This window comes from Paenibacillus sp. FSL R5-0486 (assembly GCF_037975155.1).
Classification (GTDB): domain Bacteria; phylum Bacillota; class Bacilli; order Paenibacillales; family Paenibacillaceae; genus Paenibacillus; species Paenibacillus amylolyticus.
This window is the reverse complement of the sequence record NZ_CP150237.1, coordinates 4,791,628-4,812,237: the sequence shown is the minus strand read 5'-3', so window position 1 is coordinate 4,812,237 and position 20,610 is coordinate 4,791,628. Positions and strand designations below refer to the sequence as shown.

The window sequence follows — 20,610 nt, the reverse complement described above, 5'->3', positions numbered from 1 at the left end:
CAAGTTGCGCTATCGGACATAGTCTATAGTGTACTTCGATGAAGAGGGGAGTGTCACTCATGAGCGAACTCAAAGGTACAGGTTACGGATATTGCGGAGGCTTCGGTGGTGGAGCATGGACATCAACAGGTGCAATTCTGGTATTGTTCATTCTGTTGGTTATTATCTCTCGCACATTCATTCTGTAATTCGGTCAGTATCCCGGGACGGGGATTAAGCTGCAGAGGCAGCGCCCGAATAAAAAATGACCTTTCCAAAGAGACGCCGGTATATGCCGGCGTTTCAGGGGAACGGTTTTTTGACGTTTCCAGCATACGTTGAGTAATTGAAAAAGCAAAAACCTGCCCCTGAATAAGGTCAGAAGCAGGAGAGAGCCTCCTGAGCCATTAGCTGCACAACAAGCAGCTTACACCACAACAGCAGTTTGATCCGGATTACTTAACGATTTCCAGGCGATATATAGCCCGATGGCGGCTGCAATTAAGGAGAGTATTGCTGCAACAATAGCCAGCTGATCCAGTGTGTTGGGTGAACTGGAGTTAAGAGAACGCTGATTAGCCGTCTTACCGGATTTGTTTTTGATATGGACAGATGTTCTGGAAAGCCTGGAAGCCGACTGTAACTGGGATGTGTGAGGACGCGTAGGTATCGATTTTTTCTTTGAGGGATTCAATAGTCAACCTCCTTATAACGGAGTTCAGTGCTTCCATCGTTCATACTATGTTATGTCGATTTTCAGATTGAGTTCGCAAAAATGAGTGAATCCCCAGCCCGTTAGATGTTGAACCCGTTCGCTAGTATCAGCGAAGCAGGTAACCCATTATACGCTCTGTTAATACAGGTCTAACAAACGGTGTTTATAGTAAGGATCATAGAGTGAAGCTTGAACACAGGAGGCGCTGGAATGAGGAACTTGGAGATTATTGCCCACCGCGGTGCATCTGCCGTATGCCCGGAGAATACGATGAGCGCTTTTGAACGGAGTCTGGAGCTTGGAGCGACAGGCATTGAAACCGACGTGCAGATGACGAGTGATGGCAGACTGGTACTGATTCATGATGAGACGTTAAACCGAACTGGCGGCGCAGAAGACTGGGTTAAGGATACGACTTACGATCAATTGCGCACACGGGATGCGGGGTCCTGGTTCCATGCTGATTTTACCGGGGAACGTATTCCTTCTCTGGAGGAGTTATTCAAGCTGGTACAGGGGAAAGGAACACTGCTTAATCTGGAATTGAAAAATGGTATTGTGAGTTATAAGGGGATGGAAGAGAAGGTTATACAGGCAATCCGGGACTGGAATTTGGAGCAACAGGTCGTGCTGTCCAGCTTCAATCATGCTTCGCTTGTGAGATGTAAACGTCTTGCCCCGGAGATTCGTACAGCACTTCTATATATGGAAAAGTTATATCGACCCTATGATTATGCCGCCAAACTCGAAGCTACCGGCCTTCATCCCTACAAGCTGGCAGTCACACAGGAAGATGTTGCTGCTGCACTTGCACATGGCGTTGTTACCTATCCATTTACGGTGAATGATCCTGCTGAGATGCAGGCCATGATTGACATGGGTGTGCAAGGGATCATTACCGATGTTCCGGATGTCCTGGCATCCTTACTTACGGTACATGCCCGTTAAATGAGTCTGTATTTTACATGTTCTACATATGCAATGATAAGGCTGTGTACGAGCTTTTTGGCTCTTGCGCAGCCTTTTTGCGTGTGAAATTGTGTGCAAATATTCATATATGCAATAAACATGTCCTATTTGTCCATTGCCAGAGCCGGTGGATTCACTTACAATGGTCTATGGGAATGAGAATCAATATCATTAAAGTTCGGTATTCATAGAGAGGTGATTGTTATGTACATAGGTTTGAGCAGCTCCACTCATAACGAGGGTGGGCGCGTATGAGTTCACAAGCTTCACCAGAAAAACATAATCCGGATTCACCCACAGCGAAGATACACACTCGTCCGTGGGCGGCCACACTTATTCTTACAGGGGGAGTTTTGCTACTCGCTCTGGGTATGGCGTTGTCCATTTCTTTTGGCGCTGCTGATATTAAGCTTAGTGTAGTCTGGAAGGCCATCTTTGACTTCAATCCTGAGCTGACTCCACATCAGATCATATGGGAGATTCGGTTGCCACGTATCCTTGGAGGAGCAATGGTAGGTGCATGTTTCGCTGTAGCTGGTGCGATCATGCAGGGCATGACTCGTAACCCGCTGGCCGATTCAGGTCTGCTTGGGTTAAATGCAGGAGCTGGATTTGCGCTTGCAGTTTGTTTTGCCTTCTTCCCTGGCTTGCCATTTATGTATATCATCATGTATTCCTTCCTTGGTGCGGGGCTTGGTGTCCTGTTGGTGTATGGTTTTGGTGCAGCTTCTAAATCAGGCCTTACACCACTACGCCTTGTGCTTGCAGGTGCGGCTGTATCTGCGATGTTGTCGGCACTCAGTGAAGGGATTGCATTATATTTCAGAATTGGACAAGATTTGGCTTTCTGGACAGCTGGTGGTGTAGCCGGAACGAAGTGGTCTCAACTTGAGGTCATGTTCCCCTGGGTACTCGCGGCACTGATCGCAGGTCTTCTCATCTCCCGTTCCATTACTCTGCTTAGTCTCGGAGAAGATATTGCGGTGGGCTTGGGGCAACGTACTGGGCTGATCAAGCTCATAGGCCTGATTGTTGTACTGATTCTCGCGGGTACAGCTGTGTCCGTGGTGGGTGCGGTCGGTTTTGTTGGACTCATTATTCCCCATCTCACGCGGAAGCTGGTTGGGGTAGATTATCGCTGGATTATTCCATGTTCCGCTGTGATGGGCAGTCTGTTGCTTGTATTTGCGGATCTGGCTGCACGTATGATTAACCCGCCGTACGAGACGCCAATTGGCGCTTTGGTTGCCCTCATCGGGGTACCATTCTTCCTGTATCTGGCGCGTAAAGAAAGGAGGACTCTGTAACGATGGAATCCTCAACAATTGTTGGAGCAGAGCGCAAGAAGAGAACCAAGAGTACGATTGTCCTCATTGTGCTTGCCCTATTAATTATTACGGCTTTTGTGGTGAGCATGAACACAGGTTTTACCAAGCTTTCGCCGCTTGAGGTGTTGCGAACCCTGTTTGGTGGAGGCACGGCGAAACAGGAATTGATCCTGTTTGAATTCCGTCTGCCACGTATTGTGATTTCGGTGCTGGTCGGGGCCGGACTTGCGTTATCTGGTTGTATTTTGCAGGGAGTATCTCGGAATGCATTGGCAGATCCGGGGATCCTGGGGATTAATGCAGGTGCTGGTCTGGTCGTCATGTTATTTGTTTCCTTTTTCCCGACAACGACAGCAGCGCCGGTATTTCTTTTGCCAATTCTGGCCCTGATCGGTTCCGGTTTTGCTGCATTTCTGATCTATGTTCTCTCTTACAAAAAAGGAGAGGGCATTATGCCTACTCGTATGTTACTTACGGGGATCGGGGTAGCGGCGGGAATCAGTTCTGCCATGATCGTACTTACGTTACGGCTTAGTCCGGAAAAGTATCAATTTGTAGCTACCTGGATGGCAGGCAGCATCTGGGGTTCGAACTGGAAATTTGTAACGGCATTGCTACCGTTTCTTATTATTCTTGTCCCGCTTGTTCTGTATAAGGCACGTGTATTGAACGTACTGAATCTGGGGGACCAGACTGCAAGCGGACTCGGGACTCCGGTTGAGCGTGAGCGACTGATTTTGCTTGCGGCTGCTGTAGGACTTGCTGGCTCATGTGTATCTGTGAGTGGGGGGATCGGTTTTGTAGGTCTGATCGGACCGCATTTGGCACGTCGTCTGGTGGGTCCAAAACATCAATTCCTGTTACCCGCATCTGCGCTGATTGGTTCATTGCTTGTGCTGGTTGCAGATACGCTGGGTCGTGTCATCCTGCAGCCTTCGGAGATTCCTGCGGGGATCCTGGTTGCCATTATTGGTGCGCCATACTTCCTGTACCTCTTAAGCAAGACGAAATAGAACGTAATCATCATTGTGTGATTGCATAAGGAGGACTTCAGTCCATGCTTCGCCGTTTCTTTGCCTATTATAGGCCTTACAAAAAGCTCTTTATTCTTGACTTCAGTTGTGCGATTTTAGTCGCCCTGCTGGAGCTGGCATTTCCACTGGCGGTCAACCGGGTAGTTGATGATCTGCTGCCAGGCGGCCGCTGGGACTGGATTCTATGGGCGTGTCTGGCATTGCTCGGCATCTACTTATTGAATTCATTTCTCAACTTCGTGGTTACTTATTGGGGACACAAGCTCGGTATTAACATTGAGACGGATATGCGTAAAAGTCTGTTCAATCATGTGCAGAAGTTATCGTTCCGTTTCTTCGATAATACAAAAACAGGACACCTCGTGTCCCGCATGACTAACGACTTGATGGATATCGGTGAGATTGCCCATCATGGTCCAGAGGATGTATTTATCGCGGTCATGACGCTAATTGGTGCATTCAGCATCATGATGAGTATTAACGGGAATCTGGCGGTGTTAACCTTTATCATCGTACCGCTGATTATTTATCTGTCGCTCTACTTTGGTAGCAAAATGTCCAAGGCATTCAGCCGAATGTTTGGTGATATTGCGGACTTCAACGCTCGCGTAGAGAACAATATTACAGGTATCCGTGTTGTTCAGGCTTTTGCTAATGAAGAGCATGAAAAAGCACAATTCGCTGTGAACAACGGTCGTTTCCGTCAGACCAAACTAATCGCATACAAAATCATGGCCTGGAACTCCTCTGTCAGTTATATGCTGATGAAGTTGGTATCCCTCTTTGTCCTGGTATGCGGAACGTGGTTTGTCATTCAAGGCAGTATGACCTACGGTCAGTTCATTGCATTTATTATGCTGTCCAATGTGTTCCTGACACCGATCCAGAAGATCAACTCGGTTATTGAGACGTATCCAAAAGGGATTGCAGGCTTCAAACGTTATACGGAGCTACTCGATATGGAACCGGATGTGGAAGATCGTCCAGGAGCCGTTACGGTATCCCATTTGCGTGGAGATATCCGTTATGAGCAAGTGACCTTTGGTTATTCCGATCAGGAACCTGTTCTCAAAGGTATTGATCTAAACGTACGTGCAGGTGAAACTGTAGCGCTTGTCGGTCCATCGGGGGCAGGTAAAACAACGCTATGCAGTCTGCTGCCGCGGTTCTATGATGTGCTGGAAGGTCGCATCACAATCGATGGGCAGGAGATACAGGATATGACACTAGACTCGTTGCGTAGTCATATCGGGATTGTACAACAGGACGTGTTCCTCTTCGATGGAAGCATTCGGGAGAATATTGCCTACGGCAAGCTGGATGCATCCGAAGAAGAAATCTGGATGGCCGCCAGACGTGCACAGATGGAACCTTTGATTCAATCGATGCCGGAAGGATTGGATACGTTAATTGGTGAACGCGGCGTGAAGCTGTCCGGTGGACAGAAACAGCGCTTGTCCATTGCACGTATGTTCCTGAAAAACCCGCCAATTCTGATCCTGGACGAAGCCACATCCGCGCTGGATACAGAAACGGAAGCGGCGATTCAGCAATCCCTTGCTGAACTGTCCGAGGGCCGGACCACACTGGTTATTGCTCACCGATTGGCTACGATCAAAAATGCAGACCGCATTATTGTCGTTGCTGAACAAGGGATTACGGAGCAGGGGCGTCATGAAGAATTACTCGCAGCAGGTGGGGTGTACAGCCGCCTTCACTATGCGCAGTTTGGCGCGTAACCTATTCGATGTGGATGTAACAATGTAAATACGAGAAGTAACGCCATCGTTCTTGACTTGGAAGGAGTCAGGACGTTGGCGTTTTTTTCTTTTTCATGATCAATTGTGGGTCAGGGATACTGTGCTCATATCTGCCTGTGATCATGGATGTGGAAACGGGTAATATAGTAAAGAGAACACTTAACGTGTAAGATATGTTCATCATCTTGCAAGATATAGGAGGTACACGATATGCAGTTGAGCGATATGCTGAAAATTCTTATAACCTGTCTATTATTTATTCTGATTTGGTGGCTACTGACTCAAGGGATTCGCAAACTTTCCAGTACTCGTGCGGGGTCCGGTTTCCGACGCGGGGGTGGATGGTCCATTGGACTTTTCATTGTTGGCGCCGTGCCACTCGGTTTTTCACTATACACAGAGATCTTTGATAAGCGCCTGGATGCCAACATCGGGTTGGGGCTTGCCATGTTTTTTGTATGGGCTTATTGTGTGATCTTGTTGTGTGCGGCGTTGGTGGTATGGGGAAGGTATGTGTACAAAAGGGATATGAAGAAGTGAATATTTGGGTTGATCGTGCTGAGCACGTCAGAAAGTTAAGGGTGAGCTAAAGGCTATATTTGCAACAATAACCTGATATGGAACGTTAAATTTAGGAAGAGGTGTTGTTAAAAGGGGGATTTACATATGACCTATCTTCGTCGAATCCTTATATTTCTCTCAATCCTGATCGTATGCCTTACGGGATGTTCTGGATCAAACGAATGCAACTCTGTGCAGACTCAAGCGAATGCACCAAGTGAAGATGGTTTCACTGGTTATGTGGTTGAACGCAAAGACAATTCCATTCTTGTGGTTGATCCTGCATATGAAGATTTCAGTGCGAACGGAGGAGGAAATCGGTATTATCCGGCAAAATGGTTCTCCAATGCGCCTGATCCGCAGATCGGCTCTTATGTTGAAGTCTGGACGGATGGAGGCCCGGAAAATGAACCTTATCCTGGGCAGGCCAGAGCAGAAAAGATAGCGGTATCTTGTCCAGTAGCACCGGATGGTGCTCATCTAAGTGAGGCGGACGCAATTCGGGGTGGACTATATTCACCAGATGGAGAAAAAGTACGTGTTCCTGTGATTGAAGATGTACAATTCTATCAGGATGCAGGAACGTGGGCGATTCGCATAAGAGACGCGATGTCAACAACGAAGAATCAAGATGAAATTGAGATCAGAGTAGAGGATATAGAGCCAGTAGAGTAACAGAGGGAGTTTATGATTTTGCACATTGAGATGAGGAAGGAAGTTTAAATGGATTTTAGGGAGTGCCTTCCCCGCGATAAGTTTGATTATGAAGCGGTGCGTAAGTTAAGTGAGTTCAGTGATGTCGAATTAAAAGTTATCATCCCAGAGCTTATGGAGTGGTTGCAAGACGGGAATTGGCCTATCTCTAAGCCGGTAGAGGATATACTATTGAGACTAGGCGAGGACTTAGTTCCTCATATTAAGGATGTATTGCAAACCCAAGATTCTACTTGGGAATATTTTATTTTGGTTGGATTAATTGATCGATTGCCTGTATCTCATCTAAGTATGTTACGGTCGGATTTGGTAAGAATACTGGAGTCTCCTACACATGATGAGATACTAGAGGAGTTGGATGAGGTTATCTTGGAGCTTTTGGAAAAGATGAAGGGAGACCAACGAGAGATAGGTGGAGATGGAAGTTTGGATACATAGGAACTGCTACTTAATTTGCTGAGAAAAAATGAAATATGGTAGCTGTGCATTAAGAAAAATAGATGTTACTGGAAGACACTAAATACCTAAGAGGTGCGAAACGTGATTAAACCGATCTTGAAGGATCTTATTATTACTGGAAATCCGAATATTTATGGCAAGTTACAATTCACGGAAACTGAAGATATTGGAGACGATTTTTACTTATCAGGTACAGCCTGTATTGGGACGAAAGATTCTGAAGGTGAGGATAATTTTGATTTTACAATCATAACTCCGAAAGCTTTAGAAAAAGAACTTAGAGCTGGAACAGATATCATATTGGGTGCAAGGCACTTTATTGTTAATAAACTGGATTTCGAATTAATAACTGAAGAAATAAATCAAATTCTCTTGAAACATCAAGGAGAAACCTGGGAAGATATAACTAAAAATCTTGCCCCTTATTTCAGTTGGGAATATACAGATTCTATACGATTGAATAGTGAGGAAGAGCTCTCGCAGATGATCAACAGACATTCAATTGAAGACGCTGATTAACTTAAAAAAGCGAGTTTATTTTACCTTCAAAATTACCTAGTGGGGATTGATGATGGATTAGAAGACAGCAAAGCCCTCAATACTGCGTTGACAGTATAAGGGCTTTATTATATTTGCACATCTCCTGTATATCTTAGTTTTAATCCGCAATATTCCCAGCCATTTTCAGACGACGCGCAATTTCCTTAAAGTCTTCTTGCGAAATGCCCGGTGCAAATTCTTCCTCGACCGCAGGAGCTTCTGGAATTGGGAATCCTTCAGGTATCCCTTGAATGACTTCAAGAGGTTGTCCATCTTCCGGGTGAGTTCCTTTCCAGATCTGGCCGATCGTATTGAAATCTTTATCACTATAGGTATACAGCTTAGTGTGTACCCCTTTTTCTTCATATTTGCGAGCCTCGTTGAAGGCTTTGTTGTTCAGTGAAGGGATAGGAACCAGCTTGGTCACATTTACGCCAGTTGCAATCTCAAGTGCTTTTGCATATGCGACAACATGCACGCCGCCACGTACCAGCAGGAAACCAACCACTTCCCGGGCTGCTGGGTGATCCGTCATCTCATATACTTTCATTTTATGGGTACGAGCGCCACATTCTAGGAAGAAGTTATGCAGCAGATCCTCGACCAGATTGCCACTGTTGAAGACGTTTGCTCCCGTCCATGGATTACCCATAGAGTCAAAAGGCATTGCGCCTTGTGCACCTGCCAGGTAGTGATACGACAGACGAGCATCTTTTACGGAACCTAGCGGTGTATCGTCGGGTTCTTTGTACTCGGTTGAACCTCTGAGGCACTTGTTAATACCATGAGACACGAGCTCAACATGACCCAATTCTTCGGCCGTAATACTCATGACGAGGTCATAGAAGGGCTTCAGCTTTTCTTTGGATCGAAAATTAAATGATTGATAGAGGTAGTTGTTCAACGTTGACATTTCTCCGAATTTGCCGCCGAGTAATTCTTGTATGGCTGCCGCAGCATTCGGATCTGGCTTCTCGACATTGGGAATCTCAATCAGGATTTCATCCAAGCGTTTGAACATTCGGGTGTAACCTCCTCATATTGGTATTGCAGATCGTGTAGGGTTTCAGATCGTGGAGTCACTCTGTCATGGCCTATTACACGTTTATTGGGTTTTTTAAACAAAAAATCAACCAAATGGGACTTAAGCATCGCATAACGCATGCCCCAACTCTTCTCCCATTTGTTATTTCCAATACGGTCAAATTTATGTATAATCAAACATTCAAACGAGTCTTCACGTATAAGAGAAGAGAGTCATGAATCCATAAAGGAGTAAGAGATGAACAAGCTTTGGATACAAAAAGTTGGGATTGTGATGTTTCTAATGATGCTTATGTACATAAGCAGCGAGCCTGCCACAGCATATGTCGTTACGAATGAGGTTCAGGTGGATGAAGAAATACGGCAGTTAATTGAAAAGAAATACGGGTTGGATCGTCCTGAGGAGCCGAAGACACAACAACACTTTTTCTCGGGTGACTGGGGAATGAGTTTCCGGACGGAGCCTCCTGATTCGTTTGACCGACTTGTTCATGTGGTTCCTTTTTCCCTACGGCCACTGGCCTGGATCTTTCGTTTATTCGTGTAAAATGAAACCCGGACGGGCAATATAACAGAAACATATTGTCCCAAGGAGTGAGTGAAATGAGAATGCTCATCGTTACCGTCATGTCGGTAGTTCTGAGTTTAGCCGGAATTACATCAGGCACAGGCGCCGCCATCCCTGATTATGCGAAGTGGGGAATTATTGCGGTCAAAGAAACACAGACCAAGTATAATGTGGATATTTTGGACTATAAGCATATCGGTCGCACCTCTCTAACAGCAGATCAATCACGGGAACAATTCAAGCTATGGGTTCGTGCGAAAGACGGCAAACAATTCGCAGTCTATGTGAATGTTGATTTTAACCCATCTACACAACAGTTAAAGAAAGTACAATTTTCGGAATCGGATCGGCACTGATCCGCTGAACTTGGTCATTACAAGTCATGTTTTCATATTAGCTATACTATGGGTTGAACCAGACTGCCTTAATCATTAAGGTGAAAGTCTGGTTTTTTTTATTTTACAAAATCCTTTTTTTACTATTGAATAAAGAACTTATGTTCGCATATAATATGAAATACAAACAAACGTTCTTATCGGAGGGATGATTATGCTAGGGAAATATATTGGCCAGATGGTGGAGCTTGTCTACATGGATCGTGCAGGGCAGATTACGCAGCGACAGATTCGAATTAACAGTGTACGTGGCGGGATGATTAGAGCATCAGCGGGAAAAGAAGGCTCGCCCCGAACATTTCTGGAGCAAGGTATTCTGGCATGGCGTCCTGTTACCGATCTGAATGGGGAGGTAAAGTATGCTGAACGACTTTGAACGCAAGATTTTGCGTATTATGGTGAACTATGCAGGACAACGGCGCAGGCTGCCGCGTATGGATGAACTGGAGAACAAGACGGGACGAAGCAGAGCTTACATTCATGAGTCTTTGCTGGAGCTTGAACGCACCGGGCACATCGCGTGGGAGAACCGGTCTACTCTTGAAGGGATACAGATTTTGCAGGCATGGGAACAGGTACAACAGCCAATTCGCAAAAGCCAACCTTCCGGTGATTCCGTAAAATATTTTACGGACTACTAATCATAATAAGAAAACGCCAACCCGGATATCCGGATCGGCGCTTACTGTGTCACATGTACGACATGTGCATCTATTTTAGAAATGGGGAAGTTGGTCCAGGTTGTTGGTTGGGTCACCGTCGGCATCTCCGCGAATGTACATTTCGCCATCCTTGCCTTTAAATACATTCACACCGGCAATAGCGCCAGCTTTTACTTCTGCAAGTGCCTGCTGATAATCCAGTACGCGTCCTGCTGAAGTCTGAAATGCTGTCAGGTCACCGTCGCCATTTTTCTGTACGGCTGTGAAACTCTCGCGTGTTGTTTGATCCATGATGTCACACTCTCCTTATATGACGAGATAGGAATCTGTCTACCTGATTAGCCTATCCGATTTCCTCGGAAGTATGCATCATATGCTGATAAGAGCTGCCAACGTCGAGGTTTTACAAGCTCTTTCTCATACGAACATGCAGAATATCTGCATCATAAAAAGGTTCTTCCGAAATCACTTCATAACCCAGTTTTTCATAGAATTTCTGTGCCTGACACTGCGCATCCAGTACAGAATAGGATAAGCCGAGTTCACGTGCCAGCTCCTCCATCGCGAGCAGAAGCACACGTCCATAACCAAATGAACGATGAGATTCAAGCACTGCGATTCGCTGCATTTTGGCTGTATCCTTGCTGTAATAGATCAGACGTCCTGTGGCTACAGCTTGGCCATCCGTACTTAACAATACATGATGCACATCCGGACTGATGACATCATATTGATCAATCTCAATCTCGGCAGGCACCTGTTGCTCGATAACAAATACGTGATGGCGAATTCCCAGGGCTTGCTCCAGTTGTTCTTCTGTTGATACATAACTAATCTCAGCTGCCAATTCCATTCCTTCTTTCTGCTCTTGCGCGACATATCAGACTGAATTATACAAAAAAATGTTTTTCCTGTATAGTGAAGTCTGGAACATATTGGGAGAGGAGGGGGTAGTGATGGGCATGACAGGCATCATGGTAATTACATTGCTAATGTCGGCGGGAATGATTACTCTGTTGTATTACGTTACGAAGAAAGCATACTCACGCAAGTGGGATGAAGATGAGTAATTCACCTGTTAACCTTCACGGCAAGACTTCACTGCTTCCTCGCGGAGAATACACATCTTGAATTACAGATTTGGAGTATACGTCCAGCCAAACGGGCAGAGATTCACCATTTTCATTGGGCTGTTGTAATTGTTGGAATTGAACTGTATGTTCATCCCTCTCTAAGCCGCAACCAGTAACGGTTGTAATGAGAATCATAAGCCCAGCAAAGAGAAAGAAGCATTTGGTAAATGTATGTTTATTAGATTTTGACCGTTTTGTTATGTTTCTCATAGGGAATTCACCTCGTTGTAGAAATGGTAATCTTTCCTTTATTGTGCACCATTTCGGGTGATTTATAACCAAATAAATCATTGACAATGAACACGGTTACTTGATATGATACTGTTACTTGATTGGGAAACAATTATATATCATGATCTGTTAGCTCAGCTGGGAGAGCACTATCTTGACAGGGTAGGGGTCAGTGGTTCGAGCCCACTACAGATCATACATGAGAAGCCTTACATTGTAAGGCTTCTTTTCTTTTTTTACATACAGACATGAATGCGATTTGCGATAGTTTCAGTTTCTCTTCCTCTTTTTAAACAAAACTTAAATAAAACATAAATTCAGCGTAAGGTTCGTCTTCTATACTTGGTCATGAGGTCAACATAGAACAGGAGAAGGAGAGAACTTATGAATTATTCAAGTCCATTTACATCAAAGTTAGCCAGAGTAGGGATCGCGGGTACACTGGCTTTAATACTGGCAGCAAGCCCACTTGCCAACATGGGGGTTGTTGCCGCGGAAGCAGGCCCAGCACCTGTATCTATGAAGATATATAACACACAGAAAGACTCTCTAGAGCAGACGCCGATTCAATACCAGATTCAGGCTCGGTTGAATGAGAAGGAAATGACGATCCAGGGGAGCGAGGAGGTAACGTATCGCAACACAAGCAAGGATGCACTCCAGCAGCTGGTCCTTCATACATATGCTGACGCAAACCTCTCCAAGTCTACACAGGCGAGCATGTACCAACAGCATAATGAGAAGATTAGTGAAGATCACCCGGAGAAGACAGCGGAGGACTTTCTGGGTGGCATCGATATTCAGGCTGTAACAGCAGATAGCCAATCGCTGGATTTCCATAAGGAAAACCAGGCGTTGACCGTGCAATTGAAGAAGCCCGTTCAACCAGGGGAATCGGTATCATTCCAACTGGAGTTTCAGTTGAATATACCCTATGGCTCACAGCGAGTTTCCTACTACAAGGACATGATCAATGGTGCACACTGGTTCCCGGTGATGTCTGTATACGACGAGGTTGAGCATCAATGGAACAAGGCACCGTATAGTCAAACATTTGAGAGTGATTATTACACCTCATCGGACTTTGAAGTTCAATTCAATGTTCCTGATGAGTATCAGGTAGCCATGCCGGGTACGATCACTACTCAAAACAGTACAGAACATGGTCGTAAAGTTGTTTCTGCTGTGGCCGAGAACACAAGGGAGTTTGTATTCTTTGCTAGCCCAAACCTTCAAGTGGAGAGTGTTACTCGTAACGGTCTGACGGTGGAATACTATTATTACAACGATGATCCATCCAAGAAAAAGATAGTTGACCGCTACATTAATCAGGCATTCAAGGTCATCGATTTCTATAGTGAGAAATATGGCAAGTATCCCTATCCAGAGTTCCGAATTGTCGAGACGTATGTACAAGGCGTTGCCGTGGAGTATGCGAGGCTCATTCAGATGGGACAGATTCAAAATGGTGCGGTTCCAGAAGAAGACACAACATTTGTTCATGAAATAGCGCATCAGTGGTTCCATGCATTGATCGGTAATAACTCGGAGACAGAATCCTTTCTGGATGAAGGCTTTGCTGATTTCTCCATGGTGTATTTTGCCGAGAAACAGGGAGACAAGCTAAATGGGTTCAGATCCATACAGTTTGATACTGCGCCCGTAGATATGGCGATTGCGTCAACAAACGATGAAGCTGGGGATTTGGCAAGTTTGGTATATTATCAGAAGGGGCGACAAGCGATCTATCAGCTTTACCGTTCCGTCGGTGAAGAGAAATTTGACGAGTTGATGAGGACATATTTCAAACGCTACGTGTACCAAAATGCAACGGTAGAGGGGCTGCTTCAAACCATTGAAGATGTGCTTGGTGAAGAAATACGTTCAGAAATGCAGATGGCCCTATATCAGCCTGATTTTGTCTTAAAGCCGGAATACCAATTATCACAGGAAGAGACCGCCGCCTATGTGCATGATGTCTTACAAGTGCAATATCAGGCTGTCATGGGTATGATCCCTGATCTGCCATATGAAGTGATGAATCGATTGATGTACAAAGCCCTTCAAGGCGAGGAATTAACCATTGTGCTCAGCGATCAGGTGAGTAAGCTTGCAACTAAACAGCAGGAAGATATAGTTAATCAGTTGACTGGATTCCTTGATATGACTGGTATGAGATACGACATTATAAGGGATCGCAAGGAACTGAAGCAAAAGATGAAAAAAGAGATCGGCAACAGCAACCTTATTGTCATTGGCAATGCCAAGTCAAACGGATTGGTGCAGGCTTTAAAATTCAACATTATTGATCGAACGAAACAGACGGGTTTTCCTTGGAAAAATACCATGAATCAACCTCTCGCCGCGGGTGCATATGTTATCAAACATCCCTATAACCAGAATCGATTGATGCTTCATTATTTCTGGAATGAGGATCAGCTGAGTGATGTGGCATTTGAAGCTTTTAAGCTGAAAATACAGGAGTCTATCGGATTCACTAACGACTTTTATCAGTACTATGTATTGGATAACCAAGGCAAGGAGCAATCCAATAAAAAAATTACGAATCCCATATCTTCACTTTTTGCAGAGTAATAAGTAATTGGTTTTGCAGTTTCTTCGTTCAAACAGGTTAGCCAATTTGTATTGGTTAGCCTGTTTATGTTTTATATGAAAACCAGTCTTAGAATAATAGGCTGCAAGATGGGCATAATGCTTTAACACAAAGGCAACTTCATGAATATACTTATCGGGAGAAAACAATAGGAGGGATTAATATGAAGGATCAACATTATCCGGGCGTACCAATGAAAGGGACAGTTGCTGATTACAACTGTAAAGGAAATAAAGGAATGAACAAAATGAAAGCGTATTCATATAATGCTAGAATTTGTCCTATCATTTGTATTACTCTGGAGCCCGCTACGAATGAGGATAATGTTGTTGATTTTTCAATCCTATTAAAGGACACTTCGGATGTTTTATATTCGCGACCGGTAAATGGTAATACCCTGCTCACGAAGGAGTTGAGTTCCCATGTCCATGACTGAAAATATTGCTCAGACAGCACTCGACGCAGCGATGAAGGCAAGCAGGGCCGTTGCGCCTTATGATTATTGTGATGCAGAAACCAGACGGATGTACACGCCTCAATTTGATAAAAAAATGGACAATCCTATGTATACTGCTACAATGGCGGGTCTTCAATCGATCTATTGGTTTCGGGCGATCAAAGTGAAGGGGCTTATCCCTGATGCAAAAGCAGATTATTATGCTACGTATTCTACCAATCATAATCACATCGGAGGAATTGGACTAGCCTACTCGAACAGCCCGACAGGACCATGGACCAAACACGGACAGGTGTATCTCGATACTGTGGTTGGGAATTCGACGGAAACTCCATTTGTGATCTGGAACGATGAAGAACAATTGTTCTTTATGTATTATCAACAAAACGGACTGGGGATCAATCAATCGACGGCACTTGCGACCTCTGTAGACATGATCAACTGGACAAGAGTGGGTTTGATTTTGGACAAACCTCCCGGGTTCCCAGGTGATGGTCATACCGGATATTTCTCGTGTTTCAGAAATGGTGGCAAATGGATCGGTTTCTCAGTGATGGGCGGTGGGGACTTTGGTCGTAAATGTATCTGGCATTCACATGACGGACGTAGCTGGTTAGCTGATCCAAGACCATTAATGGGTGGGAATGATGCCACTTTAAGTGCAGGAGAAAACATTTCGAGACCCAATGCTGGTGTATTTATGTACAAAGGGAGCATGTGGTGGCTGGGTATGTTATCAGCTTATGCTTCCGGTGGGGTTACGACGGTAGCTCGGCCTGCCATTGCCAAGATCAGTGCAGACTTTCGTCAACTGCTGGACAAACCTACAGATATATATTTTCCGGCATTGGATTGGGAAACGACCAACATGCAGTCCTTGATGGTGTCCGTTATGGACGGTGTAGTGTACGTGTATTACAATACCGATCATAATATCGGTGTAGCCTATTCGGTGGGGGTGTAGAGATGGTTATACGTGATGCAGCGGGTCAGATTGTGCCCTTTGGAAAGGTTCACAAACAGCTTGTGGCCGATTTCCTTTACGGAACGTTACCGGATTGGGTGGAGGTGGTGGGCACCCCTACGTTTGAGCCTTTGCCCGACAGAGGGACCATTACTGTTACAACTCCGACAACGGCAGGAGCCACGGCAGAGTTAAAAATGAAACATCTAATTGACAGCTCGAAAGTAACCGCAATTGCAATCACTTTGGAAGCGCTACAATTAAACGGGAACATTGGAATCTCAGTTCAGGTTGGCATTAAATCGAAGGATAGCAAGGCCGGAATCACTTTTTTTCAAAACGTAAATCAGAAATATGGTATGGTCCGTGCCTATAAAGCAGATGGAACGTACACGGATTTTAATCAAAACATGGTGTTCTTCACCACACATGGCGTAGCAGGAGATGAAGCACAGAACCGTAAGAATCTCACTGTGTTGCTCTGTACCGGATTACAGTTCTCAGCTGGGTTCGAGAGACCGTCCGTATGGCTTGGTGCGGATGATCAATATGGCGGTGTTGCTGCTGACCTTAGCGGTGGGTTGTTCCAACATGGAGAACTGCAATGTCTTTTGAAACTGACTACAAGTAAGGCCGAGGCCAAGTATTTCAAATGTGCACAGATGAAAGTGGATATCTGGAGTAATTAATCAAACAGGGAAGACGTATGAAGATGAACAAGGTGCATGATTTGAATTGGAATGAGGACGAGGATAAATAGATTATCTGTATGGATCGGTAAAAAGATATACGTGCAGTAATTTGGTACCTAAACACGGACGCTTTGAAAATGAAGTGCAGTGTTTGGGTACCTTTATTTATTAGAGAAGATTGATGACTGTACCGCCTGCTGCACCAGCAACGACAACGATCCACGGTGGTACTTTCCAAAAAACGAGCATTAGAAACAACATACATACCAGTGCAAAATCAACAGGAGTTAGGATCGCAGTTGTCCAAAGCGGATCGTACAACGATGCCAACAAAATACCTACAACGGCTGCATTAATTCCGATTAATGCTCCTTGAATTTTCGAGCTTTTGCATAAAGAATTCCAGAAGGGCAATGCGCCTACGATCAGAAGGAACGCTGGCAAAAAGATAGCAATCGTTGCAACCAAAGCACCTGGAACCCCACGCATCATCGCTCCTAAATAACCGGCAAAGGTGAACAATGGTCCTGGTACAGCTTGTGCTGCTCCATATCCTGCCAAAAAGTCGGACTTGTTGATCAGGTCCGTAGGGACGAATTCACGTTCCAGTAACGGAAGTATAACATGCCCTCCACCAAATACAAGTGATCCTGAACGGTAGAAGCTATCAAAGAATAACAGCCATCCCGAACGATCAAAGGGTGTGAGTAACGGGAGAAGAATCAGGATTCCAAAGAACGTGGCCAAACAGAATATTGCCAAGTTACGACTCACCGGGATAGACAAGTCTGTTGTCTTAATACCTGTCATTTTTCTGAAATGAATCATGCCTATTATGCCTGCAATAACAATAAAAAGGATTGGAGTGAACGCATTCTGCCATACAAGAGTCGCCACTGCAGTAAAGATAGCGATGGTTGCCCTGTAACGGTCAGAAGTTAGTTTTTGCCCCATGCCCAATATCGCTTGAGCGACAATTGCTACAGCAACAATCTTAAGGCCGTGAATCCAGCCAGTACTGCTGATATCAAATCCTTGCAGAAGGAAAGCGAACAAAACTAACGCAATGACAGAAGGAAGTGTGAAACCAAGCCAAGCCATCAGTCCCCCCAGCAAACCGCCGCGGATGATGCCAATTCCAATCCCGACTTGACTGCTGGCAGGCCCGGGCAAAAATTGGCATAGCGCAACTAAATCTGCATAGCTTCGTTCATCTATCCATTTTCTACGGCGAACATATTCTTCATGAAAGTAACCAAGATGAGCGATCGGTCCTCCAAATGAAGTCAGGCCAAGTTTAGTGGATATAGCTAACACTTCAGAAAGTGCTCTGACTTTAGGTTTGGGTTTGTCCGGGGTTAAAAATGAATTATTCTCCAAACGTGTTTTAAACTATATTTTTTTTATATTAACTATTTACATACACAATTTAATTGTGTACAATGTAATTGTTGGTGATACAAAAGAGATCAAAATATAGTCAAAATAAATCTAATTAACTAAAGGAGTTTTCACAAATGAAAACATTATATGAAACAACAGTAATCAATACAGGCGGACGTCAAGGCATCGTACAATCCCCAGATAACGTGTTTATGTTGGATGTTGCTGCACCGCCTGAACTCGGAGGACAAGTGACGACAGCTACCAATCCGGAGCAGTTGTTTGCAGCAGGGTATAGTGCTTGTTTTAACTCCGCACTGGAGTTTCAATTGAAGAAACACAAAGTTGAGATTGAAAGAAGTACGGTAGCTGCAACCGTAATGTTGGTGACGGACTCTGAGGATAACGGCGTGAAGCTTCAAGTAGATTTGGAAGTTAAAATCCTTGGTCTAGATGAAGAAACAGCACAGAAGTTTGTGAAACTTGCCCATGACTACTGCCCATATTCCAAAGGAATCAAAGGGAACGTGAATGTTAACGTGGAACTGGCGTAATCACTGATACTATTTGTTGATAAGAAGCCTCCGAGAAATCGGAGGTTTTTTGGTGTTTTATGCATAAAAATCAATTTCGCACTCAATTGTGGGTTATAATGGTAGTAAGTTTACACAAAACTGCTGAAAGGGGAATGTACTTATGATGGATTTTAGCAAACCACCCCATGGCTCTGAGACCGATACCCACCGTCAGCGTCATCAGGAGAATGAACAGAAATACCTGTCCGGAGGCAAGAGCATTTGGTATGAAATCAGCAACTGGCTCATTCTCGGAGGTATCCTTCTTGTCATATTTTTATTATTTAAATACGTTTTCTAAATAGACACACAACCGGGCGAATCCCCATATGATGCATTACATTAGTAAGCACTTGGGGAAATGGGGAATCCGGGATGGCAAAGGCAAAAGGTAAGAAAGCTCCCGCATTAAAGAGTGATAAAATACGTGTATCCATGAAGTTGGTCACATCGGATGTATGCGAGAGATGTAAGACACCATGTACACGAGGTATGGATTACGCTGCACGTATGAGAATTGAAGGGGCTTTAGGCAAGGGCGTTCCCTGTATATTGACCCGCCATACTTCTTCATAACTCTTCGTATAATCCCGTATATATAACAATTATAGATCAGGGGCATCCTTTAATGAGGATCGCCTCTTTTTGTGCGTTCCAAGGGGTGGAAAAAATTCTGGATAAAAAATGAAAAATGATGAAAAACAGCGCAACTTTGTGGATGAATCTGCAGTATAAATGTACAACAGCTAGCAGCAGGGGAGGGAATATTGACGGGATGAAATGGAAACGAATATTGCTTTGTGTCACGGTATTCTCCTTGCTCGGCGGGTCTCTATTGTTTGCAGATTCGGTGAACGAGAAGATTCGTGTTCTCATTAACGGCAAGGAAGCAGCTGATGGAGGTTATCTCATTGATGGAACGACCTATGTACCTGTCAGGGAAGCCGGAGGCGTCGTCAAATGGGACAGCAGTAACAAGAGAGTAACGGTGATCAAACCGAATGTACATATTTTTCTCTTCAAGGGAGACACTGTATTTGGCAACGTTAACGTAGGTAAGCTGAAATTCAATGTATTTTCACAAGTGGACAGTCTGACAGCAGATGTAGCTGCGGTGAAAGTAACGATTACCAATCCAAGCGGTCAGGTGAAGGATATCCAGTCACAGGAGCTTACGACCCAGAAGGATAACTTCTGGTTCCGCACATATGATTTTACGTATGATTTCAGTCGTGCCGGCAAGTATCAGGTCGGCTTTCATATTAAAGAAAATGCAAATAGCAGCTACGTCCTGGTAGCGGAGAAAATCATTACAGCGCTGAACGATTGAAGCAAAAATAACCCTGTGAGTTAAATTGACCTGTGTCATTGAACATGTTACGATATGCAAGGTTACACAATTTCTATTTATAAAGCGAGGTATTTCAATGAGCGATCACACACATGAACACGGCGATGGCTGCGGATGCGGGCAAGACCACGACCACGACCACGAGCATGAAGAAGTCCTTCTCACATTAACAGACGAGAACGGCCAAGACGTGGAGATGGTTTTGGTGGAGACGTTTGACGTGGAGAAGCATGTTTATGCGCTCCTGCTGGAACGTAACAATCCTGAAGCTGACGGCATCATCCTGCGTATGGAAGAAGAAGACGAGGAAATGGTGCTCTACAATATTGAAGACGAAGAAGAGTGGAACCGCGTTGAAGCGGCTTACAACGAACTCGTTGCATCACAAGAATAGTCATTCTTTTGGAACATAACATGAAGGCTCCTTGATCTCAGGGGGCCTTTTGTTTGTTTTTTAAGAGGTATACGAGCATTTACACCAC

General features: G+C 44.7%; 26 protein-coding genes and 1 tRNA gene. 22 read left to right on the top strand and 5 right to left on the bottom strand.

Annotated elements, in window-relative coordinates:
* The first annotated feature begins 59 nt into the window (after positions 1-59).
* On the top strand, positions 60-188 hold the full coding sequence (locus MKY01_RS21455) for a hypothetical protein (protein WP_255319930.1): 129 nt from the start codon (positions 60-62) through the stop codon (positions 186-188).
* Between the two features lie 218 nt (positions 189-406).
* Here MKY01_RS21455 and MKY01_RS21450 read toward each other — a convergent pair whose 3' ends face one another.
* The gene (locus MKY01_RS21450; protein WP_036674861.1) at positions 407-673 is read right to left on the bottom strand and encodes a hypothetical protein; all 267 of its coding nucleotides are present in this window, start codon (positions 671-673) and stop codon (positions 407-409) included.
* 231 nt (positions 674-904) lie between these two features.
* Here MKY01_RS21450 and MKY01_RS21445 point away from each other — a divergent pair, with 231 nt between their 5' ends.
* From MKY01_RS21445 to MKY01_RS21410, 8 genes are all read left to right on the top strand, one after another.
* Positions 905-1,642 carry a glycerophosphodiester phosphodiesterase gene (locus MKY01_RS21445; protein WP_127550803.1) on the top strand — a complete coding sequence of 246 codons (738 nt, stop codon included), beginning with the start codon at positions 905-907 and terminating at the stop codon, positions 1,640-1,642.
* Positions 1,643-1,914: 272 nt separating this feature from the next.
* Positions 1,915-2,970: an iron ABC transporter permease gene (locus tag MKY01_RS21440; protein WP_036614761.1), complete on the top strand. Its 1,056-nt coding sequence runs from the start codon at positions 1,915-1,917 to the stop codon at positions 2,968-2,970.
* A gap of 2 nt (positions 2,971-2,972) precedes the next feature.
* Positions 2,973-4,004 carry an iron ABC transporter permease gene (locus MKY01_RS21435; RefSeq protein WP_036674863.1) on the top strand — a complete coding sequence of 344 codons (1,032 nt, stop codon included), beginning with the start codon at positions 2,973-2,975 and terminating at the stop codon, positions 4,002-4,004.
* A 44-nt stretch (positions 4,005-4,048) separates the two neighbouring features.
* Positions 4,049-5,764, top strand: a complete 1,716-nt coding sequence (locus tag MKY01_RS21430) for an ABC transporter ATP-binding protein (protein WP_076250814.1) — start codon at positions 4,049-4,051, stop codon at positions 5,762-5,764.
* A gap of 231 nt (positions 5,765-5,995) precedes the next feature.
* Positions 5,996-6,325, top strand: coding sequence for a hypothetical protein (locus MKY01_RS21425; protein ID WP_282320786.1), 330 nt, complete (start codon positions 5,996-5,998; stop codon positions 6,323-6,325).
* Between the two features lie 126 nt (positions 6,326-6,451).
* Positions 6,452-7,021 (top strand): DUF3221 domain-containing protein, encoded by a 570-nt coding sequence (locus MKY01_RS21420; RefSeq protein ID WP_282320787.1) that lies wholly within the window; start codon positions 6,452-6,454, stop codon positions 7,019-7,021.
* A 48-nt stretch (positions 7,022-7,069) separates the two neighbouring features.
* The gene (locus MKY01_RS21415) at positions 7,070-7,498 is read left to right on the top strand and encodes a DUF5071 domain-containing protein (RefSeq protein ID WP_282320788.1); all 429 of its coding nucleotides are present in this window, start codon (positions 7,070-7,072) and stop codon (positions 7,496-7,498) included.
* Positions 7,499-7,600: 102 nt separating this feature from the next.
* Positions 7,601-8,038 carry an Imm8 family immunity protein gene (locus MKY01_RS21410; RefSeq protein WP_282320789.1) on the top strand — a complete coding sequence of 146 codons (438 nt, stop codon included), beginning with the start codon at positions 7,601-7,603 and terminating at the stop codon, positions 8,036-8,038.
* A gap of 139 nt (positions 8,039-8,177) precedes the next feature.
* Here MKY01_RS21410 and MKY01_RS21405 read toward each other — a convergent pair whose 3' ends face one another.
* Positions 8,178-9,080 (bottom strand): manganese catalase family protein, encoded by a 903-nt coding sequence (locus MKY01_RS21405; protein WP_036614750.1) that lies wholly within the window; start codon positions 9,078-9,080, stop codon positions 8,178-8,180.
* 261 nt (positions 9,081-9,341) lie between these two features.
* Here MKY01_RS21405 and MKY01_RS21400 point away from each other — a divergent pair, with 261 nt between their 5' ends.
* The 4 genes from MKY01_RS21400 (at position 9,342) to MKY01_RS21385 (ending at position 10,707) form a co-directional block, all read left to right on the top strand.
* Positions 9,342-9,650: a hypothetical protein gene (locus tag MKY01_RS21400; protein WP_339283444.1), complete on the top strand. Its 309-nt coding sequence runs from the start codon at positions 9,342-9,344 to the stop codon at positions 9,648-9,650.
* A 56-nt stretch (positions 9,651-9,706) separates the two neighbouring features.
* A complete protein-coding gene (locus MKY01_RS21395) occupies positions 9,707-10,027 on the top strand; it encodes a DUF3889 domain-containing protein (RefSeq protein ID WP_036614744.1) in 321 nt (106 codons plus the stop codon).
* Between the two features lie 193 nt (positions 10,028-10,220).
* Positions 10,221-10,442, top strand: a complete 222-nt coding sequence (locus tag MKY01_RS21390; protein ID WP_017687387.1) for a hypothetical protein — start codon at positions 10,221-10,223, stop codon at positions 10,440-10,442.
* Complete coding sequence (locus MKY01_RS21385) at positions 10,426-10,707, top strand: hypothetical protein (protein WP_047843713.1); 282 nt, start codon at positions 10,426-10,428, stop codon at positions 10,705-10,707. Before MKY01_RS21390 ends, MKY01_RS21385 begins: the two co-directional genes overlap by 17 nt.
* A 75-nt stretch (positions 10,708-10,782) precedes the next feature.
* Here MKY01_RS21385 and MKY01_RS21380 read toward each other — a convergent pair whose 3' ends face one another.
* Positions 10,783-11,019, bottom strand: coding sequence for a DUF3892 domain-containing protein (locus MKY01_RS21380; RefSeq protein WP_017687389.1), 237 nt, complete (start codon positions 11,017-11,019; stop codon positions 10,783-10,785).
* 112 nt (positions 11,020-11,131) lie between these two features.
* Positions 11,132-11,575: a GNAT family N-acetyltransferase gene (locus tag MKY01_RS21375; protein ID WP_036614958.1), complete on the bottom strand. Its 444-nt coding sequence runs from the start codon at positions 11,573-11,575 to the stop codon at positions 11,132-11,134.
* Positions 11,576-12,215: 640 nt separating this feature from the next.
* Here MKY01_RS21375 and MKY01_RS21370 point away from each other — a divergent pair.
* The 5 genes from MKY01_RS21370 to MKY01_RS21350 all read left to right on the top strand — a co-directional run bounded on the left by MKY01_RS21370 (position 12,216) and on the right by MKY01_RS21350 (position 16,816).
* Positions 12,216-12,288: transfer RNA gene (locus MKY01_RS21370), tRNA-Val, on the top strand.
* Between the two features lie 188 nt (positions 12,289-12,476).
* Positions 12,477-14,687: a M1 family metallopeptidase gene (locus tag MKY01_RS21365; protein ID WP_339283442.1), complete on the top strand. Its 2,211-nt coding sequence runs from the start codon at positions 12,477-12,479 to the stop codon at positions 14,685-14,687.
* Between the two features lie 182 nt (positions 14,688-14,869).
* Complete coding sequence (locus MKY01_RS21360; protein WP_339283440.1) at positions 14,870-15,142, top strand: hypothetical protein; 273 nt, start codon at positions 14,870-14,872, stop codon at positions 15,140-15,142.
* Complete coding sequence (locus MKY01_RS21355) at positions 15,129-16,127, top strand: hypothetical protein (protein ID WP_339283439.1); 999 nt, start codon at positions 15,129-15,131, stop codon at positions 16,125-16,127. The genes MKY01_RS21360 and MKY01_RS21355 overlap by 14 nt, the downstream gene beginning before the upstream one ends.
* 2 nt (positions 16,128-16,129) lie before the next feature.
* On the top strand, positions 16,130-16,816 hold the full coding sequence (locus MKY01_RS21350; protein WP_047843708.1) for a hypothetical protein: 687 nt from the start codon (positions 16,130-16,132) through the stop codon (positions 16,814-16,816).
* Between the two features lie 171 nt (positions 16,817-16,987).
* On the opposite strand, the gene MKY01_RS21345 is transcribed toward MKY01_RS21350, so the two are convergent.
* Positions 16,988-18,199 carry a chromate transporter gene (locus tag MKY01_RS21345; RefSeq protein WP_339283437.1) on the bottom strand — a complete coding sequence of 404 codons (1,212 nt, stop codon included), beginning with the start codon at positions 18,197-18,199 and terminating at the stop codon, positions 16,988-16,990.
* Between the two features lie 137 nt (positions 18,200-18,336).
* On the opposite strand from MKY01_RS21345, the gene MKY01_RS21340 reads away from it, so the two are divergent.
* The 4 genes from MKY01_RS21340 (at position 18,337) to MKY01_RS21325 (ending at position 20,522) form a co-directional block, all read left to right on the top strand.
* A complete protein-coding gene (locus MKY01_RS21340) occupies positions 18,337-18,756 on the top strand; it encodes an organic hydroperoxide resistance protein (RefSeq protein ID WP_017687397.1) in 420 nt (139 codons plus the stop codon).
* 142 nt (positions 18,757-18,898) lie between these two features.
* The gene (locus tag MKY01_RS21335) at positions 18,899-19,078 is read left to right on the top strand and encodes a hypothetical protein (protein ID WP_017687398.1); all 180 of its coding nucleotides are present in this window, start codon (positions 18,899-18,901) and stop codon (positions 19,076-19,078) included.
* Positions 19,079-19,552: 474 nt separating this feature from the next.
* Positions 19,553-20,107 carry a copper amine oxidase gene (locus MKY01_RS21330; RefSeq protein WP_036614723.1) on the top strand — a complete coding sequence of 185 codons (555 nt, stop codon included), beginning with the start codon at positions 19,553-19,555 and terminating at the stop codon, positions 20,105-20,107.
* A gap of 97 nt (positions 20,108-20,204) precedes the next feature.
* Positions 20,205-20,522: a DUF1292 domain-containing protein gene (locus tag MKY01_RS21325; protein WP_036614722.1), complete on the top strand. Its 318-nt coding sequence runs from the start codon at positions 20,205-20,207 to the stop codon at positions 20,520-20,522.
* The last annotated feature ends 88 nt before the right edge of the window (positions 20,523-20,610 follow it).

Excerpts from the sequence above, each read along its gene's own strand:
- MKY01_RS21455 (WP_255319930.1), top strand. The coding sequence starts at position 60 with ATGAGCGAACTCAAAGGTACAGGTTACGGATATTGCGGAGGCTTCGGT.
- MKY01_RS21445 (WP_127550803.1), top strand. The coding sequence starts at position 905 with ATGAGGAACTTGGAGATTATTGCCCACCGCGGTGCATCTGCCGTATGC.
- MKY01_RS21440 (WP_036614761.1), top strand. The coding sequence starts at position 1,915 with ATGAGTTCACAAGCTTCACCAGAAAAACATAATCCGGATTCACCCACA.
- MKY01_RS21435 (WP_036674863.1), top strand. The coding sequence starts at position 2,973 with ATGGAATCCTCAACAATTGTTGGAGCAGAGCGCAAGAAGAGAACCAAG.
- MKY01_RS21430 (WP_076250814.1), top strand. The coding sequence starts at position 4,049 with ATGCTTCGCCGTTTCTTTGCCTATTATAGGCCTTACAAAAAGCTCTTT.
- MKY01_RS21425 (WP_282320786.1), top strand. The coding sequence starts at position 5,996 with ATGCAGTTGAGCGATATGCTGAAAATTCTTATAACCTGTCTATTATTT.
- MKY01_RS21420 (WP_282320787.1), top strand. The coding sequence starts at position 6,452 with ATGACCTATCTTCGTCGAATCCTTATATTTCTCTCAATCCTGATCGTA.
- MKY01_RS21415 (WP_282320788.1), top strand. The coding sequence starts at position 7,070 with ATGGATTTTAGGGAGTGCCTTCCCCGCGATAAGTTTGATTATGAAGCG.
- MKY01_RS21405 (WP_036614750.1), bottom strand. The coding sequence starts at position 9,080 with ATGTTCAAACGCTTGGATGAAATCCTGATTGAGATTCCCAATGTCGAG.
- MKY01_RS21400 (WP_339283444.1), top strand. The coding sequence starts at position 9,342 with ATGAACAAGCTTTGGATACAAAAAGTTGGGATTGTGATGTTTCTAATG.
- MKY01_RS21395 (WP_036614744.1), top strand. The coding sequence starts at position 9,707 with ATGAGAATGCTCATCGTTACCGTCATGTCGGTAGTTCTGAGTTTAGCC.
- MKY01_RS21390 (WP_017687387.1), top strand. The coding sequence starts at position 10,221 with ATGCTAGGGAAATATATTGGCCAGATGGTGGAGCTTGTCTACATGGAT.
- MKY01_RS21385 (WP_047843713.1), top strand. The coding sequence starts at position 10,426 with ATGCTGAACGACTTTGAACGCAAGATTTTGCGTATTATGGTGAACTAT.
- MKY01_RS21380 (WP_017687389.1), bottom strand. The coding sequence starts at position 11,019 with ATGGATCAAACAACACGCGAGAGTTTCACAGCCGTACAGAAAAATGGC.
- MKY01_RS21365 (WP_339283442.1), top strand. The coding sequence starts at position 12,477 with ATGAATTATTCAAGTCCATTTACATCAAAGTTAGCCAGAGTAGGGATC.
- MKY01_RS21360 (WP_339283440.1), top strand. The coding sequence starts at position 14,870 with ATGAAGGATCAACATTATCCGGGCGTACCAATGAAAGGGACAGTTGCT.
- MKY01_RS21355 (WP_339283439.1), top strand. The coding sequence starts at position 15,129 with ATGTCCATGACTGAAAATATTGCTCAGACAGCACTCGACGCAGCGATG.
- MKY01_RS21350 (WP_047843708.1), top strand. The coding sequence starts at position 16,130 with ATGGTTATACGTGATGCAGCGGGTCAGATTGTGCCCTTTGGAAAGGTT.
- MKY01_RS21340 (WP_017687397.1), top strand. The coding sequence starts at position 18,337 with ATGAAAACATTATATGAAACAACAGTAATCAATACAGGCGGACGTCAA.
- MKY01_RS21335 (WP_017687398.1), top strand. The coding sequence starts at position 18,899 with ATGATGGATTTTAGCAAACCACCCCATGGCTCTGAGACCGATACCCAC.
- MKY01_RS21330 (WP_036614723.1), top strand. The coding sequence starts at position 19,553 with ATGAAATGGAAACGAATATTGCTTTGTGTCACGGTATTCTCCTTGCTC.
- MKY01_RS21325 (WP_036614722.1), top strand. The coding sequence starts at position 20,205 with ATGAGCGATCACACACATGAACACGGCGATGGCTGCGGATGCGGGCAA.